The sequence below is a fragment of the Polynucleobacter sp. KF022 genome (assembly GCF_027924105.1).
Taxonomy (GTDB): Bacteria; Pseudomonadota; Gammaproteobacteria; order Burkholderiales; family Burkholderiaceae; genus Polynucleobacter.
In genome coordinates this window covers 1,430,909-1,444,853 of the sequence record NZ_AP026972.1, presented here as the reverse complement: position 1 = coordinate 1,444,853, position 13,945 = coordinate 1,430,909, and the positions used below count along the sequence as shown (strand labels likewise).

Here is a 13,945-nt window from a genome sequence, read left to right as displayed (position 1 = left end):
TATGTCTACCATCGTCTATTGGTTTAGAAATGATCTTCGGTTGGGAGATAACCCCGGATTTAAGGAGGCATGCGCATCCGCTAATTATCTTTTACCAATCTATATTCATCCGAATAGCAATGATGATCTGACTAGTTGGGGATTTCCTCGATTTGCCAGACACTCAAGGGAATTTTTACAGCAATCTTTACATGAACTGCGCCATCAATTAATTACTCAGGGGTCAACCTTGCTGGAGTTCAACGGCAAGCCTGCAGAGGTTTTTCAATTGCTTGGGAAGCAAGCACCATTCGACACTATATATTGCGAGCAAATCCAGGCCCCAGAAGAGCTTGCAGAGGTAAATGTAATCAAGAATCTGGGTTTCAATATTAGGCAATTTTGGCAATCAAGCATGCTTGATCCCAAGGACTTGCCATTTGATTTGCGGGAAATGCCAGATGTATTTACTAAATTCCGCCAGGAGGTTGAGCGTAGAAATCTTTTCTATGTAGAGCCGATTTCCACTCCAGATCACATTCCTCCATTGCCGCTGATGAGTATTGCGACTAAGCTAAAGGAAGGTTTATTTGCCAAGCAAGTCGAATCTCTTTTTAATGGTGGAGAACTGAGTGCTTTAGCCCATATAGACCAGTACTTTGAGAGTCGCTTGCCAGATACCTACAAGCAAACTCGTAATCAATTAATCGGTATGGATTATTCCAGTAAGTTTTCTCCATGGTTAGCTTTTGGCTGTTGCTCGTCAAGAACAATCGCGCAGAAGTTAAAAAATTATGAGTCAACATACGGCGCCAATGATGGAACTTATTGGCTGTGGTTTGAATTATTGTGGAGAGACTATTTCCGTTTTCTCCATTTTAAGTATGGGATTAAACGCTATCGACCTCAAGGTTTGGTTGATAAAGTGCTCAATAGCTTTGATGAAAAGAAATTTCAACAATGGACTTCTGGATGCACGGGGGAGGACTTTATTGATGCTGGGATGCGCGAGCTCCAAGAAACTGGATTTTTATCCAATCGTATGCGTCAAGTGGTGGCAAGTTTTTGGATTTATGACATGAAAGGCGATTGGCGCGCTGGCGCTGCTTGGTTTGAATCTCAGTTGGTTGACTATGATGTGTATAGCAACCAGGGTAATTGGCTATACATAGCAGGGCGAGGCACAGATCCGCGCGGAGGGCGCCCATTTAATGTGAAGAAGCAAGCTCAGGATCATGATCCTGATGGCGCTTATCGATCAAAGTGGTTAAATGCGCCCTAAAGTTTAAAAAAAGCGTTTATTCCGTTACCAAGGCAGCTTTTCACCTGAATAAGTCAGAAAGCTTCCTGTATCTTCTTTTTGAAGATGCTCAATCACATTAAACATCTCAGCTGCGGCTTGATTGGCGGGCCTGCCAATCTGCTCACCACGAAATGGCTTTGAGAGTCTGGAGTTCACCGTACCAGGGTGCATGGCAATTAAGGCGGTATTAGGCTTTGTGCGTCCCCATTCGATCGATGTTGTCTTCACCAACATATTGAGTGCAGCCTTAGAGGCGCGATAGCTATACCAACCACCAAGACGGTTATCTTCAATGCTGCCTACTTTTGCTGATAGTGTAACCATAATGCTATTTTTGGGATCAAGTAGTTTAGAGAAGTGGCGAATAGTGAGTGCGGGACCAATCGCATTGACCGTCATGAGCTCCATGAGCTGCTCGGCATTGAGGTCATCTAGCCTTTTTTCAGGCATCCACTGATTTGTGTGTAAAACCCCGATGGTATTAATGATGAGTTGAAAAGGCGCTACTTGAGAGAGCGCAGCTGCACAGGATTCAATAGATTCTAGATTTTGATAATCAATTGGGAATTCAGAGTGGCGATGAATGCCGACAACCTCTGAGCATGCGGGGTTGGCTTTCAAGAGATCCATGAAGGCAGAGCCTATGGTGCCGGAAGAGCCAATAACTAGTGCGCGAAAGGGGTTGGGAAGTAAGCTCATATTGCCCTGTTAAATCATTTAATGAATGGGAGTAGATTGAGGAGACTTTAGCGCAGATCACGTATGAGCGTACGCGGCAAAATTTTCTTTCAAGCAAACCATTCATTTGCTTGCTATGCTTACTCTTGTTTATAGACGAGAAATGCAATAAGTGAATATCCACTCCGATTACAGCAAGAGAGTTGTCATTAGCCACCATGACCTACCTTGGGTTCCTAGCCCAGAGCCGGGGGTCGAGAGGCGCATGCTTGATCGCATGGGTGATGAGGTAGCAAAGGCAACCTCAATTGTTCGCTATCAACCAGGATCTCAATTTCAAGCGCATACCCATGAATTGGGTGAAGAGATATTCGTTTTGGATGGCGTATTTAGTGATGAGACTGGCGACTATCCAGCAGGCACTTATATGATGAATCCGCCTGGATCTTCTCATGCATCATTTAGCCAGTCTGGCTGTACGCTTTTTGTGAAGTTGCGTCATCTTGGCCCGTATCAAGTCAAGCGAGAGATAGTGAATACGAAAACTGCCCCTTGGTTTCAGGGAATGGTTCCTGGCCTCAATGTGATGCCGCTGATGACGCAGGGTAGTGGATCGACTTTAGTGCGATGGGCACCTCAAACCTATTTCAATCCCCATAAACATTATGGTGGCGAAGAAATTTTTGTGGTGGATGGTGTATTTGAAGATGAGCATGGGCGCTACCCGGCTGGCTCCTGGATTAGAAGTCCTCATATGAGCCTACATCAGCCCTTTAGTAAAGAAGGCTGCACGATTTTTGTGAAGACCGGCCACTTATTAGACTGATTTCAGTAACCTGAAGTAGTGCCAGCGCCTTAAGGCCATTGCGATGGATAATGGTGCTCACATCATTATTTGCACTATTTTGGAATCATTCCCATGGAAATTAAGGTCAATTTTCTCGACAAGTTGCGTCTTGAAGCTAAGTTCGATGACTTTACGGTAATTGCCGATCAACCCATTCGATACAAGGGTGATGGTTCTGCGCCAGGGCCGTTTGATTATTTCTTGGCTTCATCGGCGTTATGCGCCGCTTACTTTGTGAAGTTGTACTGTGAGACTCGTAATTTATCTACTGAGAATATTCGCCTCTCGCAAAATAATATTATTGATCCAGAGAATCGCTATAAACAGATCTTTAAGATTCAAGTTGAATTGCCAGCAGATATTTCTGCTGCGGACCGTCAAGGTATTTTGCGCTCTATCGAGCGTTGTACAGTCAAGAAGGTAGTGCAGGAAGGACCTGAGTTTGTTATTGAAGAAGTCGCAAATCTAGACGCCGATGCACAGAGCCTGCTGACTCTAAAACCCAATGCTGGAACTAGCACCCATATTGTTGGTAAAGATCTTCCTTTGGAAGAAACGATTGCCAATATGTCGGCATTGCTCGCAAATCTCGGCATCAAGATTGAGATCGCCTCATGGCGCAACCTCATCCCCAATGTCTGGTCCCTGCATATTCGCGATGCACACTCACCAATGTGTTTTACCAATGGCAAAGGCTCTACCAAGGAGAGTGCGCTGGCATCTGCTTTGGGCGAATACATTGAACGTCTTAGCAATAACCATTTTTATGCCGGCGCTTACTGGGGTGAGGATATTGCTAATGCAGCATTCGTGCATTACCCCAACGAACAATGGTTTAAGCCCGGGAAGAAGGATGCGTTGCCGACAGAAATTCTGGATGAGTACTGTCTAAAAATCTATAACCCAGACGGTGAGTTGCGCGCATCACATTTATTGGATACCAATTCTGGTAATGCGCAGCGCGGCATCTGTTCATTGCCTTATGTTCGTCAATCCGATGGCAAGATAGTCTACTTCCCCTCGAACTTGATTGAAAATCTCTTCGTTAGTAATGGTATGAGTGCAGGTAATACGCTTGCTGAAGCCCAAGTTCAATGTCTTTCAGAAATCTTTGAGAGAGCAGTTAAACGAGAAATACTCGAAAGTGAAATAGCACTCCCAGATGTGCCTCAGGAAGTATTGGCGAGATATCCCGGTATTTTGGCTGGCATTCAAAGTCTAGAAGAGCAAGGCTTTCCGGTGCTAGTAAAGGATGCATCACTAGGTGGGGTCTATCCAGTAATGTGCGTCACCTTGATGAATCCTCGCACGGGCGGCGTATTTGCCTCTTTTGGTGCGCACCCTAGCTTAGAAGTTGCTCTAGAGCGAAGTCTGACGGAGTTATTGCAAGGTCGTAGCTTGGAGGGTCTGAACGATTTGCCACCACCTACATTTGCAAGTGAAGCGGTAACTGAGCCTAATAACTTTGTAGAACACTTTATTGACTCCAGCGGCATTGTGTCTTGGCGTTTCTTTAGCGCAAAGTCAGATTGTGAATTTGTAGATTGGGATTTTTCGAGCAAGGGCGAAGATTCTAATGCTAAAGAAGCCGAAACTTTATTTGGCATCCTCAAAGAGCTCGGTAAAGAAGTTTATGTAGCGGTATATGACGAGTTAGGGGCAACTGCCTGCCGAATTTTGGTGCCAGGATATTCTGAGGTCTACCCAATTGAAGATCTTGTGTGGGATAACACTAATAAGGCACTGTTATTCCGTGATGACATACTGAATTTATCCTCTTTAGAGGATGCACGCTTAGCATCCCTGCTCGAGCGCTTAGAAAATAATGAGCTTGATGATTACGGTGACATCGCTACGCTTATCGGAATCGAGTTTGACGAAAATACCGTTTGGGGTCAGTTAACAGTGCTTGAATTAAAGCTGCTGATTCAACTCGCTTTGAAACAGTATGAAGAGGCGCATGACTTAGTGGGTGCCTTTTTGCAGTACAACGACAATACGGTCGAGCGCAAATTGTTTTACCAGGCAATGGATGCAGCCCTGGAAGTCTTGCTAGACAATAAGCTTGAAATGGCTGATTACGAAGTGAACTTCCGCCGGATGTATGGCGATGCGCGTATGGATGCCGTGCTTGGCTCTATCGATGGCAGCGTTCGTTTCTTTGGGTTAACGCCAACCAGTATGGGGCTGGAGGGTCTTGATAGACATCATCGTCTGATTGACAGCTATAGAAAGTTGCATCAGGCGCGGGCTAAGAAGAGTCTTTAAGTAATCAATATATTCAACTTTCAAAGGTCGGTGATGAAAGCATTAACTCCAGCTGAGGCAATTACATCGCGCATGTCAGTGCGAGCATTCACAAAAGAGAATGTTTCAAAAGAGGTCATTCTCAAATTACTCAACATCTCTGCGCGCGCACCTTCTGGCACCAATACTCAGCCCTGGAAAGTCTATGTCCTAGAAGGCAATGCTCTCAAAGACTTGTGCGAAAAAGTGTGTGCGGCATATGACGGTATTGCCGTCAATCCCGAGTTAGCAAAAGAATATCAACCTGCTTATGAGTATTACCCTGCCAAATGGTTTAGTCCCTACATCGATAGGCGTCGTGAAAATGGCTGGGGCTTATATGGGCTTCTAGGAATTACTAAGGGCGATAAAGATAAGATGCATGCTCAACATCGCAAAAACTTTGAAGCATTTGGTGCTCCCGTATGCTTATTTTTTACAATCGACAAGGAGCTTGGCAGAGGCTCAATGCTTGACTACGGAATGTTCTTGCAAAACATCATGGTCGCTGCAAGAGGCGAGGGCTTAGATACTTGCCCACAAGCCGCATGGAATGATTATGCAAAGATCATCTTGCCCGCTATTGGCGCTAAGGAGAATGAGATGCTTGTGTGCGGTATGGCACTCGGGTATGCCGATAAAAATGCCTTGGTGAATACCTTTTGCACTCCCAGAGTCGCTGCCGAGGAATTTACTACCTGGGTTAAATAGAGGTATTTAGCGCAGAAGATTTCGCCAATGTTGGCGATTTCTGCCTAATTATTGGGCATTTAAATCTATAGAGCATATATCTAAGTTATTGATATACCTCATTTAAAGCCTTTAAATGCGGGTCGGTGAAAAATATGTTGCTTTGCAACAAATATATCTTGCTTTTGGAAAATGGGGCTCTTAAAATGGTGCATCGCAATAAAAAACCACAATTACTTAAAGTTAGGATAAATCATGTTTCAAACTCAATTAAACGATCAATTTGCTAATGCACAAGCTAAAGCAATCGAAAACGCTAAGCATTTGGCACAAGTTGCTGTTGAAAGCGCTCAAGAATTAGCTGAAATCAACCAAGCTGCTGCTAAAGACGCTTTGGTTGCTGCTCAAGATACAAGTTCACAATTGTTAGCAATCAAAGATCCACAACAATTGGCTAAATTGGCTCAGCCAGAAGCTGCTCAAGAAGCTGCTAAATATGCTGCTGCTTACCAAGCTAAAGTAAACAAAGTAGTACGTAACGGTAACAAAGAAGTTGCTCAAGTAGTTGACGCTTCTATTGATGACGCACGTGCTGATTTGGTTAAGTTTGTTAAAGAAGCTACTAAGACAGCTCCTGCTGGTTCTGAGGCATTTGTTTCTGCATTCAAAACTGCATTTGAGTCTTCACTCCAACAGTTCGATCAAGTTCGCGCATCTGCAACTGACGCATTTGCTAACTTTGAGAAGAGTGTAGATGCTGCTATGGCAAACATTCAAGGTCAATACGCTGTTGCTAAGCCAGCTGCTAAGAGCCGTAAAGCTTCTGCTTAATTAGCTGATTAGTTTTAGTGTTAAAAAAAGCCACCTTCGGGTGGCTTTTGTTTTCCCGGGAATGAGATTGCTTATTCAATCCAAGTAATAAAACTTTCCTTGGGCTTTCTGACTTTTTTCAGGCTCACCAACCAATCCTCATCGGCTTTTCTGTAGCCTAATGGCAGCATGACCACGCTGCGCAGACCCTTTTCTTTGAGGTTGAGAATTTCATCTAGAGCTGCAGCATCAAATCCCTCCATTGGCGTGGAGTCTACTTGCTCGTAAGCAGCTGCAATGAGTGCGGTGCCAAGTCCGATATAAGCTTGTTTTGCAGCATGCGTGTAATTGGTTTCAGTATCTCGTGCTGTATAGCCGCTAAGTAGCTTTTGACGATAGATATCACCAGCTTCACTTTTAAAGTTGCGAATCTTCTCGGTCATATCAAACGATTGATTAATGCGATCTGCTGTGTAGGTATCCCAGGCTGCAAAAACAAGTAAATGAGAAGAGTCGACAATTTGAGTTTGATCCCAAGCAATCGCCTTAATCTTTTCGCGAATAGCTTTATTGGTAATGACCAGTACCTCGTATGGCTGTAATCCACTGGAGCTCGCAGTGAGGCGAATCGCTTCCAGAATTTGCTCTACCTTTTCATGGGGTACAGATTTGGTAGAGTCCATTTTTTTGGTTGCATAACGCCACTGTAGTTTCTCAATTAAGCTCATTCTGATTCCTTTGGTATTGGTGAATATAAAAAGATAATTCAGTGTAATTTATATCCCCATTACCTGAATAGCTGGTTATTCATGTTCATGTAAAAAGGGGTCCGTAGACCCCTTAGTTTTGCTATCGATTCTTTAGGTCAAATTAAGCAGCAAGCGCTTCTTCTGGTTCAGTAACTGATGAGCGAATGAGGTAATCAAATGCTCCGAGAGAAGCCTTGGCACCTTCGCCCATGGCGATGATGATTTGCTTATAGGGAACCGTCGTGCAATCACCTGCTGCAAATACACCAGGTAAAGAAGTTTCACCTTTTGTATCCACAATGACTTCACCATGTTTTGACAACTCAAGGGTGCCTTTGAGCCAATCTGTATTTGGCAGTAAGCCAATTTGCACAAAGATACCTTCAAGCTCAAGCGTATGCTCAGAATTATTGGTGCGATCTTGGTAGCGCAAGCCATTGACCTTGCCACCTGCACCCAATACTTCTTTGGTAAGGGCGCTCATGATGACGGTTACATTTGGCAGACTAGCCATTTTCTTCTGAAGCACTGCATCAGCGCGTAATTTGCTATCAAACTCAATTAAGGTGACGTGGCTCACAATGCCAGCTAAATCAATTGCAGCTTCAACGCCAGAGTTACCACCACCAATGACAGCAACACGCTTGCCTTTGAATAAAGGGCCGTCGCAGTGAGGGCAGTAGGCAACACCTTTGCCACGGTACTCTTGTTCGCCAGGAACATTCATTTCTCTCCAGCGAGCACCAGTACTCAAAATAACTGACTTACTTTTAAGTACTGCACCATTAACCAGTTCAACCTCAAGTCCATTGGCAGTTTTACGCAATGCATTAGCGCGTTGCAAATTCATAATGTCGACTTCATAGCTCTTGACATGTTGCTCAAGCGCTTGAACCAGCTTAGGTCCCTCAGTCTCTTTTACGGAGATGAAGTTTTCAATACCCATGGTATCCATGACTTGGCCGCCAAAGCGCTCTGCCACAATTCCGGTGCGGATGCCTTTGCGGGCTGCATAGATCGCTGCAGCTGAACCAGCGGGTCCACCGCCAATGACTAAAACGTCATATGGATCTTTGGTAGAGAGTTTTGCGGCTTCTTCTTTAGGGCTTGCAGTATCGAGCTTAGCCACAATCTCTTCAACACTCATACGGCCTTGACCAAATACTTCGCCATTTAAGATCACGGTTGGTACAGCCATGATTTGGAATTGGTCAACCAATCCTTGATAGAGTGCACCATCAACCATTTCATGGGTAACGTTTGGATTGAGGGCTGCCATGAGATTGAGTGCTTGAACAACATCAGGGCAGTTATGGCATGACAAAGAGATAAATGTTTGGAAGCTGAGTTTGCTATCTAGCTTAGTGATGCGATCAATAATCTCTTGCTCAACTTTTGCTGGGTAGCCACTTGCTTGCAAAATTGCCAAGATGAAAGAGGTCATTTCATGACCCATTGGCAGGCCCGCAAAAGTAATGCGCGCTTCTTGATCAAGCTTGCTGACGGTAAAGCTAGGTGTGTGCGTAGCTTTTCCATCCGTTTTAACGGTTATCTTGTCAGATTGCTCAGCCACTTCATTTAAGAGTTCAAGCATCTGCTTTGAGCTGTCACCGTCATCTAGGCTAGCAACGAGAACGATAGGGCTAACAATCTTTTCAAAATACACTTTTAGCTGTGATTTGATATTGGTATCGAGCATGATGATTTCCTTGGTAATTTTTTAGGTGAGTCTATTGGGCAGGATCTTGTCCTCTCCAATAGACTCTCCGAAGAGAGTCTATTGATTAGAGCTATTTCTTAGATCTTGCCTACGAGATCCAAAGAAGGAGTCAATGTTGCTGCGCCTTCTTTCCACTTAGCTGGGCAAACTTCGCCTGGATGTGCAGCTGTGTACTGTGCAGCTTTCAGCTTGCGCAATGTTTCAGAAACGTCACGTGCGATTTCGTTAGAGTGAATTTCTGCAGTCTTAATCACGCCCTCTGGATTGATAATGAAAGTGCCACGCAATGCCAAGCCTGCTTCAGGAATGTGAACACCAAAAGCATTTGTCAATGTATGTGTTGGATCGCCAACAAGTGGGAACTTTGCTTTACCAACAGCAGGAGATGTCTCGTGCCAAACTTTGTGTGAGAAATGGGTATCAGTTGTGACGATATACACTTCAGCACCCATTTTTTGGAATTCAGGATAGTTCTCAGCCGCATCTTCAATTTCTGTTGGGCAGTTGAAAGTAAATGCTGCTGGCATAAAAATCAGAACAGACCAGTGACCCTTGAGGCTTTCGTCAGTAATGGTTACAAACTTGCCATTGTGGAAAGCTTCGGTTTTGAAGGGTTGAACTGCGGTATTAATAATGGACATACTGTGCTCCTTGTTTTGGTTAATCAATTCTTTGGTAACTAATACAACTGGATGAATTTTGAACCTCAGTTCTTTATTTGTCTAATGAATAAATTTGATATTTATGATCGAATTTATAGATAATTGGATTCAAAGGGCTTTTTCCCGCTCGGGGCGGCCTAAATCACACTTTTTAGTAGGTATTGGTCTTTTAGGGTTTTAAAAGATTCGGCAGTGTAGTGCCTAATTGAAAATATGAGGGCACTCGCATTGGTAGGCGCTCTCCATTCCTTATTAAGACTAAGTAAAAGCAACCACTCCTGCAATCAGATTAATGGCTAATGCAAGTAAGGAAGCATTAAATACAAAAGCAGTCATTCCTTGAATCATGACTAAAAACCGGATTCTAGAGCTAGCAATATTGACGTCAGCAGTCTGGCAAGTCATGCCGATCACGATGGAGAAATACAGAAAATCTACATAAGTAGGTTTTTGCTTGCCGACAAATAGTAATGGCACTTCCTTGGTTTTTTTAAACTCCTGGTAGTAAGCGTGAGCATAGTGCAAGGCAAAAGCCGTGTGAACGAATAACCAAGAGATTGCATATGTTCCCAGTACTAGGCAAACGTGACGAATGGCCAAATGAATAGGGAGTGTTTTAATGTCTGAGAGAATAATCACAATAGTGATCAGGCTTGCAGCCGCTGCCAAAATAATAATAAGCAAAATGATGGCGGCACCATCGTCCTCTTTCTTGGAGAGAGCCAATATATTTTCTTGGGTCGAAAAAAACATCATGATGTAGCTGAGGGCTAAATAAAGACCTCCTGCTGATGCCCAAGAGAGAGCTAGGCTGACGGTAGAAGATAAGCTAGAAGAAAGTAGGAAAAATGTCCCACAACCAATGATTGCAACAGTAATCAGTCTTGAGGTAGCGCTGATGTGGTGCCAGTGTTGCGTCCAGTAAGTTGCTTTCATAGTGACTCTAGTATGCGCTTAAAATAGTTTCTAGCATCTACGGGATTGCACTTTGTGATGATTGTATTGTGATGGAAAATGTAAATAAGCCGAATCAAGTAAAGGATTGTAGAGTGCGATCAAATATCAGAAGTTGGAGTCTAGTGGCGGGCGTACTTATTATTTTGGCCGCTTGTATTTTTGCCTATCTGTCGACAAGGCCCGCTGAGGCTGATATCGCAAGCTACATTTACTTGCATAGCATCTCTGTTCCTCGGGCTTCATAAGGTAAGGTGGCGTTTTTTAAATTACGCTGAATTACGCTCGCCGAGTTAGTAATATCCAGGGCCGATTCTTGGGTGGATGCAACCATCTACTGGTATTTCTCTATAGAAACCCGCCTTAAGGAGAGTAGATTCGTACATAACAATACCCATCTGAAAGGCTGATATGAGCAAGAAATCATTGAATATGAATACTATGCCAGGGCAACAAAGCGCCGTTGATGCTACAAGAGCAGCAGGGCGCGTGGCGGTCGAGAGTGCGCAGGCGATTGCAAAAATTAATCAACAGGCTACACAAGAGCTGGCCGCCATGATGCAGAAGCGGGTATCTGAGTTGATGACAACCCAAGATCCTAAATCCGCCTTTGAGTACGTGCATGCTGAAGTATTGCAGGATGCAGCCAAGGAGATTACTCAATATCACAATCAGTTATTGCAAGTACTTAAGAGTGGAAATCAAGAGCTAGCATATATTGCTGAAACGATGATTCAAGAATCCAAGGCGGATCTTATTCACTTTGTGAATGAGGCTACTGATAATGCACCGATTGGCAGCGAGGCCTATGTTTCAGTATTTAAAACATCCTTTAACAATGCTTTGCAGAATTTTGAGTTGATACGTGCTGCAATGGCGGATTCATTCACTAATTTTGAGAAGAGTGTTGAGAATGTGAGTAATCTTGCTACCCCAAAAAGCTCTTCTAAGAAGAGCTGAGTAGTTCAGGTTAGAGGTTTAATACTGTTTTTGAAATTGTAGGGCGGTTTTGATAGTCTGAAAATGAATATCCACGGTAGATTCGATTTCCTTGCCGTAGCCGCCCGCCATTGAGAATGCAATAGGTAGTTGACGAGCTAGCGCAAACTCAAACACCATTTCATCCCGCTGGCGCATGCCGTCCTTAGTAATCTCCAGTCTTCCAAGTCGATCACCTTCATGTGGATCTGCGCCGGCTAGAAAGATGAGAAAGTCTGCTTTAAAGCATGCATCTAATTGGTCAAGGGATTCACGCAGCGAATGTAAATAAACATGATCGTTACAACCATCAGCGAGACCAACATCAAGATCGCTCTGCTCCTTCTTAAATGGAAAGTTATTTTCTCCATGAAGGGATAGGGTAAAAATAGAATCATCATTTTGCAGAATCGCTGCAGTACCGTTTCCTTGATGAACATCTAAATCAATTACGGCAATTTTGAGTGATCCGCTAATTTCTTTTTGAAGGGTGCGTGCCGCAATAGCAGAGTCATTAAAAACACAAAATCCACTTCCGGTATCTCGATAGGCATGATGTGTACCCCCAGCTAGATTGGCAGAGATACCTTCTTGCAAGGCTGCTTTAGCTGCAGCAACAGTAGCACCCGCTGAGCGTCGTGAACGTTCGACCATTTGAGTGCTCCAGGGAAAACCAATCTCTCTTTGCTCTTGTGCTGAAAGCGCTCCGTCAATTACTTTAATGAGATAGCCCGGATCATGCGCATACAGAATTTGGGTATCTGTTGCTGGTGGCGCTTCAACAAGTTCTATACCTGCTTGAACGCTAACTAAATCTCTCAATCGAGAGTACTTCTCTATAGGGAAGCGATGCCCTGCTGGCAGGGGTAATACAAAATGGTCGGTATAAAAAGCCTTCAAACTTCTCTCGCATATTCCTTGAGAATATTCAATGGCACCGTTTCCAGAGCTTTGATGTGAGTACTTTCCAGCTTGATTAATGGAGCACAATTTGCGTTTAAGGCCTCTACCCAGCGATTGATGCATAAACACCATTGGTCTCCCGCAAGCAGTCCAGGAAATCGATACTCTGGCCGAGGGGTAATGAGATCATTTCCCTTTTGAAGGCTAAATTGCAAAAAAGCATCTGTAACAATCGCGCAAACTAAATGACTGCCGACATCTTCTTCATTGGTCTTACAGCACCCATCCCTAAAAAAACCAGTCAGGGGATCGAAAGAGCAGGGTATTAACGGCTCCCCATATACATTTAGTGCAATCTCGTTTTGCATAACAACCTTAAAAATATTAGTGTCAACCAGTTTATTGAATAAGCCGTAAACTTGCTGAACGATGACTCAACTAGAGAAACTCACCTTGTTTTACGATGGCGCCTGTCCTTTATGTCAGGCGGAGATTCTTTTTTTGTCCGGACGTAATCACGCTAACTTATTGAATTTTGTTGATATTAATTCTGATCGGTTTGACCCTCAAAAGGTAGGCGTCTCTTGTGAGGCTGCATTAGAGGCTATGTATGGTCAATTTGCTAGTGGTAGATTAATTCAGGGCGTTTCTGTTTTTCCTGAAGCCTATCGCCGAGCAGATCTGCCGCGCATGGCCTGGCTCTTCTCAAGAAAGTCTTTGCAACCATTCTTTAAATTGGGGTATCTATTTTTTGCTAAGAATAGACATGCAATTTCCAGCCTTTTTGGACCGGCAGCACTCCGTCTAGTCAAGTCCAAATCAGGATCGGCATCACAATGAAAATAATTCAATTTTTTATCGCGTTTACTTTATTGAGCGCAGTTTTATCAACTGGCTTTGCTCGCGAGCCGATTGAATTGCCTGCAAATATCAGTTCTGCAAAACTTCAAGGTAGTGGACGACTCACTTGGTTTGGCCTGCATGTTTATGACGCCTCCTTTTATCGAGTAGGCTCTCTATCCTCTCCCGACTTTGCATTAAATCTGCGCTACCAAAAATCATTCTCTGGATCCTCTATTGCCAATCGAAGTGTCGAGGAGATGAAGCGTATTGGTGTGCCAGAGGCTCAGGCATCGCTTTGGGGTAAGGAGTTAACTGCCATCTTGCCGAATGTGGAGTCAGGACAAACTTTGACAGCGATGTATTCCCCTAAGCAAGGAACCATTTTTTATCACGATGGTAAGCAGATTGCACAGATACCAGGCCCTGAATTTTCAAAGGCATTTTTTGGGATTTGGCTTGATCCAAAAACAAGTGCACCTAAGCTGCGGACGGAGTTACTAGGACAATCTTGTCCGCCACCGATTTTTAATGAGGCCTGCTAAT

At 43.9% G+C, this 13,945-nt stretch carries 15 protein-coding genes; 8 read left to right on the top strand and 7 right to left on the bottom strand.

Translation table 11 applies throughout. From position 1 onward, the window contains the following. Position 1: 1 nt before the first annotated feature. A complete protein-coding gene (locus PKF022_RS07525; RefSeq protein WP_281776443.1) occupies positions 2–1,261 on the top strand; it encodes a DASH family cryptochrome in 1,260 nt (419 codons plus the stop codon). Positions 1,262–1,285: 24 nt separating this feature from the next. On the opposite strand, the gene PKF022_RS07520 is transcribed toward PKF022_RS07525, so the two are convergent. Continuing rightward, positions 1,286–1,981: an SDR family NAD(P)-dependent oxidoreductase gene (locus tag PKF022_RS07520; RefSeq protein ID WP_281776442.1), complete on the bottom strand. Its 696-nt coding sequence runs from the start codon at positions 1,979–1,981 to the stop codon at positions 1,286–1,288. A gap of 151 nt (positions 1,982–2,132) precedes the next feature. Here PKF022_RS07520 and PKF022_RS07515 point away from each other — a divergent pair, with 151 nt between their 5' ends. The 4 genes from PKF022_RS07515 to PKF022_RS07500 all read left to right on the top strand — a co-directional run bounded on the left by PKF022_RS07515 (position 2,133) and on the right by PKF022_RS07500 (position 6,614). Then, on the top strand, positions 2,133–2,786 hold the full coding sequence (locus PKF022_RS07515; protein ID WP_281776441.1) for a cupin domain-containing protein: 654 nt from the start codon (positions 2,133–2,135) through the stop codon (positions 2,784–2,786). A 93-nt stretch (positions 2,787–2,879) separates the two neighbouring features. Continuing rightward, positions 2,880–5,075, top strand: coding sequence for an OsmC domain/YcaO domain-containing protein (locus tag PKF022_RS07510; RefSeq protein WP_281776440.1), 2,196 nt, complete (start codon positions 2,880–2,882; stop codon positions 5,073–5,075). A gap of 33 nt (positions 5,076–5,108) precedes the next feature. Then, positions 5,109–5,804 carry a nitroreductase gene (locus PKF022_RS07505; protein ID WP_281776439.1) on the top strand — a complete coding sequence of 232 codons (696 nt, stop codon included), beginning with the start codon at positions 5,109–5,111 and terminating at the stop codon, positions 5,802–5,804. Between the two features lie 234 nt (positions 5,805–6,038). Continuing rightward, the gene (locus PKF022_RS07500; protein ID WP_281776438.1) at positions 6,039–6,614 is read left to right on the top strand and encodes a phasin family protein; all 576 of its coding nucleotides are present in this window, start codon (positions 6,039–6,041) and stop codon (positions 6,612–6,614) included. Between the two features lie 71 nt (positions 6,615–6,685). Here PKF022_RS07500 and PKF022_RS07495 read toward each other — a convergent pair whose 3' ends face one another. From PKF022_RS07495 to PKF022_RS07480, 4 genes are all read right to left on the bottom strand, one after another. Further along, the gene (locus PKF022_RS07495; protein WP_281776437.1) at positions 6,686–7,321 is read right to left on the bottom strand and encodes an NAD(P)H-dependent oxidoreductase; all 636 of its coding nucleotides are present in this window, start codon (positions 7,319–7,321) and stop codon (positions 6,686–6,688) included. A gap of 142 nt (positions 7,322–7,463) precedes the next feature. Further along, the gene (ahpF, locus tag PKF022_RS07490) at positions 7,464–9,041 is read right to left on the bottom strand and encodes an alkyl hydroperoxide reductase subunit F (protein ID WP_281776436.1); all 1,578 of its coding nucleotides are present in this window, start codon (positions 9,039–9,041) and stop codon (positions 7,464–7,466) included. Positions 9,042–9,139: 98 nt separating this feature from the next. Continuing rightward, entirely contained in the window at positions 9,140–9,703 is a 564-nt protein-coding gene (gene ahpC, locus PKF022_RS07485) for an alkyl hydroperoxide reductase subunit C (protein WP_215347302.1), read from the bottom strand. A gap of 279 nt (positions 9,704–9,982) precedes the next feature. Then, positions 9,983–10,660 carry a DUF1345 domain-containing protein gene (locus PKF022_RS07480; protein ID WP_281776435.1) on the bottom strand — a complete coding sequence of 226 codons (678 nt, stop codon included), beginning with the start codon at positions 10,658–10,660 and terminating at the stop codon, positions 9,983–9,985. Positions 10,661–11,089: 429 nt separating this feature from the next. Here PKF022_RS07480 and PKF022_RS07475 point away from each other — a divergent pair, with 429 nt between their 5' ends. Beyond that, a complete protein-coding gene (locus tag PKF022_RS07475) occupies positions 11,090–11,638 on the top strand; it encodes a phasin family protein (RefSeq protein WP_281776434.1) in 549 nt (182 codons plus the stop codon). An 18-nt stretch (positions 11,639–11,656) separates the two neighbouring features. Here the strand turns inward: PKF022_RS07475 and PKF022_RS07470 are convergent, their stop codons facing one another. Further along, on the bottom strand, positions 11,657–12,556 hold the full coding sequence (locus PKF022_RS07470; protein WP_281776433.1) for a histone deacetylase: 900 nt from the start codon (positions 12,554–12,556) through the stop codon (positions 11,657–11,659). After that, positions 12,553–12,927, bottom strand: coding sequence for a DUF2237 domain-containing protein (locus tag PKF022_RS07465; protein ID WP_216230743.1), 375 nt, complete (start codon positions 12,925–12,927; stop codon positions 12,553–12,555). Before PKF022_RS07465 ends, PKF022_RS07470 begins: the two co-directional genes overlap by 4 nt. Before the next feature lie 61 nt (positions 12,928–12,988). On the opposite strand from PKF022_RS07465, the gene PKF022_RS07460 reads away from it, so the two are divergent. Together PKF022_RS07460 and PKF022_RS07455 are read left to right on the top strand one after the other, a co-directional pair. Next, entirely contained in the window at positions 12,989–13,399 is a 411-nt protein-coding gene (locus tag PKF022_RS07460) for a DUF393 domain-containing protein (RefSeq protein ID WP_281776432.1), read from the top strand. Further along, positions 13,396–13,944 carry a chalcone isomerase family protein gene (locus PKF022_RS07455; protein WP_281776431.1) on the top strand — a complete coding sequence of 183 codons (549 nt, stop codon included), beginning with the start codon at positions 13,396–13,398 and terminating at the stop codon, positions 13,942–13,944. Before PKF022_RS07460 ends, PKF022_RS07455 begins: the two co-directional genes overlap by 4 nt. Position 13,945: the final 1 nt, after the last annotated feature.

What these genes read in the sequence shown, in the direction of transcription:
- ahpC (WP_215347302.1), bottom strand. Translation starts at nt 9,703, where the DNA reads ATGTCCATTATTAATACCGCAGTTCAACCCTTCAAAACCGAAGCTTTC.
- PKF022_RS07500 (WP_281776438.1), top strand. Translation starts at nt 6,039, where the DNA reads ATGTTTCAAACTCAATTAAACGATCAATTTGCTAATGCACAAGCTAAA.
- PKF022_RS07505 (WP_281776439.1), top strand. Translation starts at nt 5,109, where the DNA reads ATGAAAGCATTAACTCCAGCTGAGGCAATTACATCGCGCATGTCAGTG.
- PKF022_RS07460 (WP_281776432.1), top strand. Translation starts at nt 12,989, where the DNA reads ATGACTCAACTAGAGAAACTCACCTTGTTTTACGATGGCGCCTGTCCT.
- PKF022_RS07520 (WP_281776442.1), bottom strand. Translation starts at nt 1,981, where the DNA reads ATGAGCTTACTTCCCAACCCCTTTCGCGCACTAGTTATTGGCTCTTCC.
- PKF022_RS07455 (WP_281776431.1), top strand. Translation starts at nt 13,396, where the DNA reads ATGAAAATAATTCAATTTTTTATCGCGTTTACTTTATTGAGCGCAGTT.
- PKF022_RS07465 (WP_216230743.1), bottom strand. Translation starts at nt 12,927, where the DNA reads ATGCAAAACGAGATTGCACTAAATGTATATGGGGAGCCGTTAATACCC.
- ahpF (WP_281776436.1), bottom strand. Translation starts at nt 9,041, where the DNA reads ATGCTCGATACCAATATCAAATCACAGCTAAAAGTGTATTTTGAAAAG.
- PKF022_RS07510 (WP_281776440.1), top strand. Translation starts at nt 2,880, where the DNA reads ATGGAAATTAAGGTCAATTTTCTCGACAAGTTGCGTCTTGAAGCTAAG.
- PKF022_RS07525 (WP_281776443.1), top strand. Translation starts at nt 2, where the DNA reads ATGTCTACCATCGTCTATTGGTTTAGAAATGATCTTCGGTTGGGAGAT.
- PKF022_RS07495 (WP_281776437.1), bottom strand. Translation starts at nt 7,321, where the DNA reads ATGAGCTTAATTGAGAAACTACAGTGGCGTTATGCAACCAAAAAAATG.
- PKF022_RS07475 (WP_281776434.1), top strand. Translation starts at nt 11,090, where the DNA reads ATGAGCAAGAAATCATTGAATATGAATACTATGCCAGGGCAACAAAGC.
- PKF022_RS07480 (WP_281776435.1), bottom strand. Translation starts at nt 10,660, where the DNA reads ATGAAAGCAACTTACTGGACGCAACACTGGCACCACATCAGCGCTACC.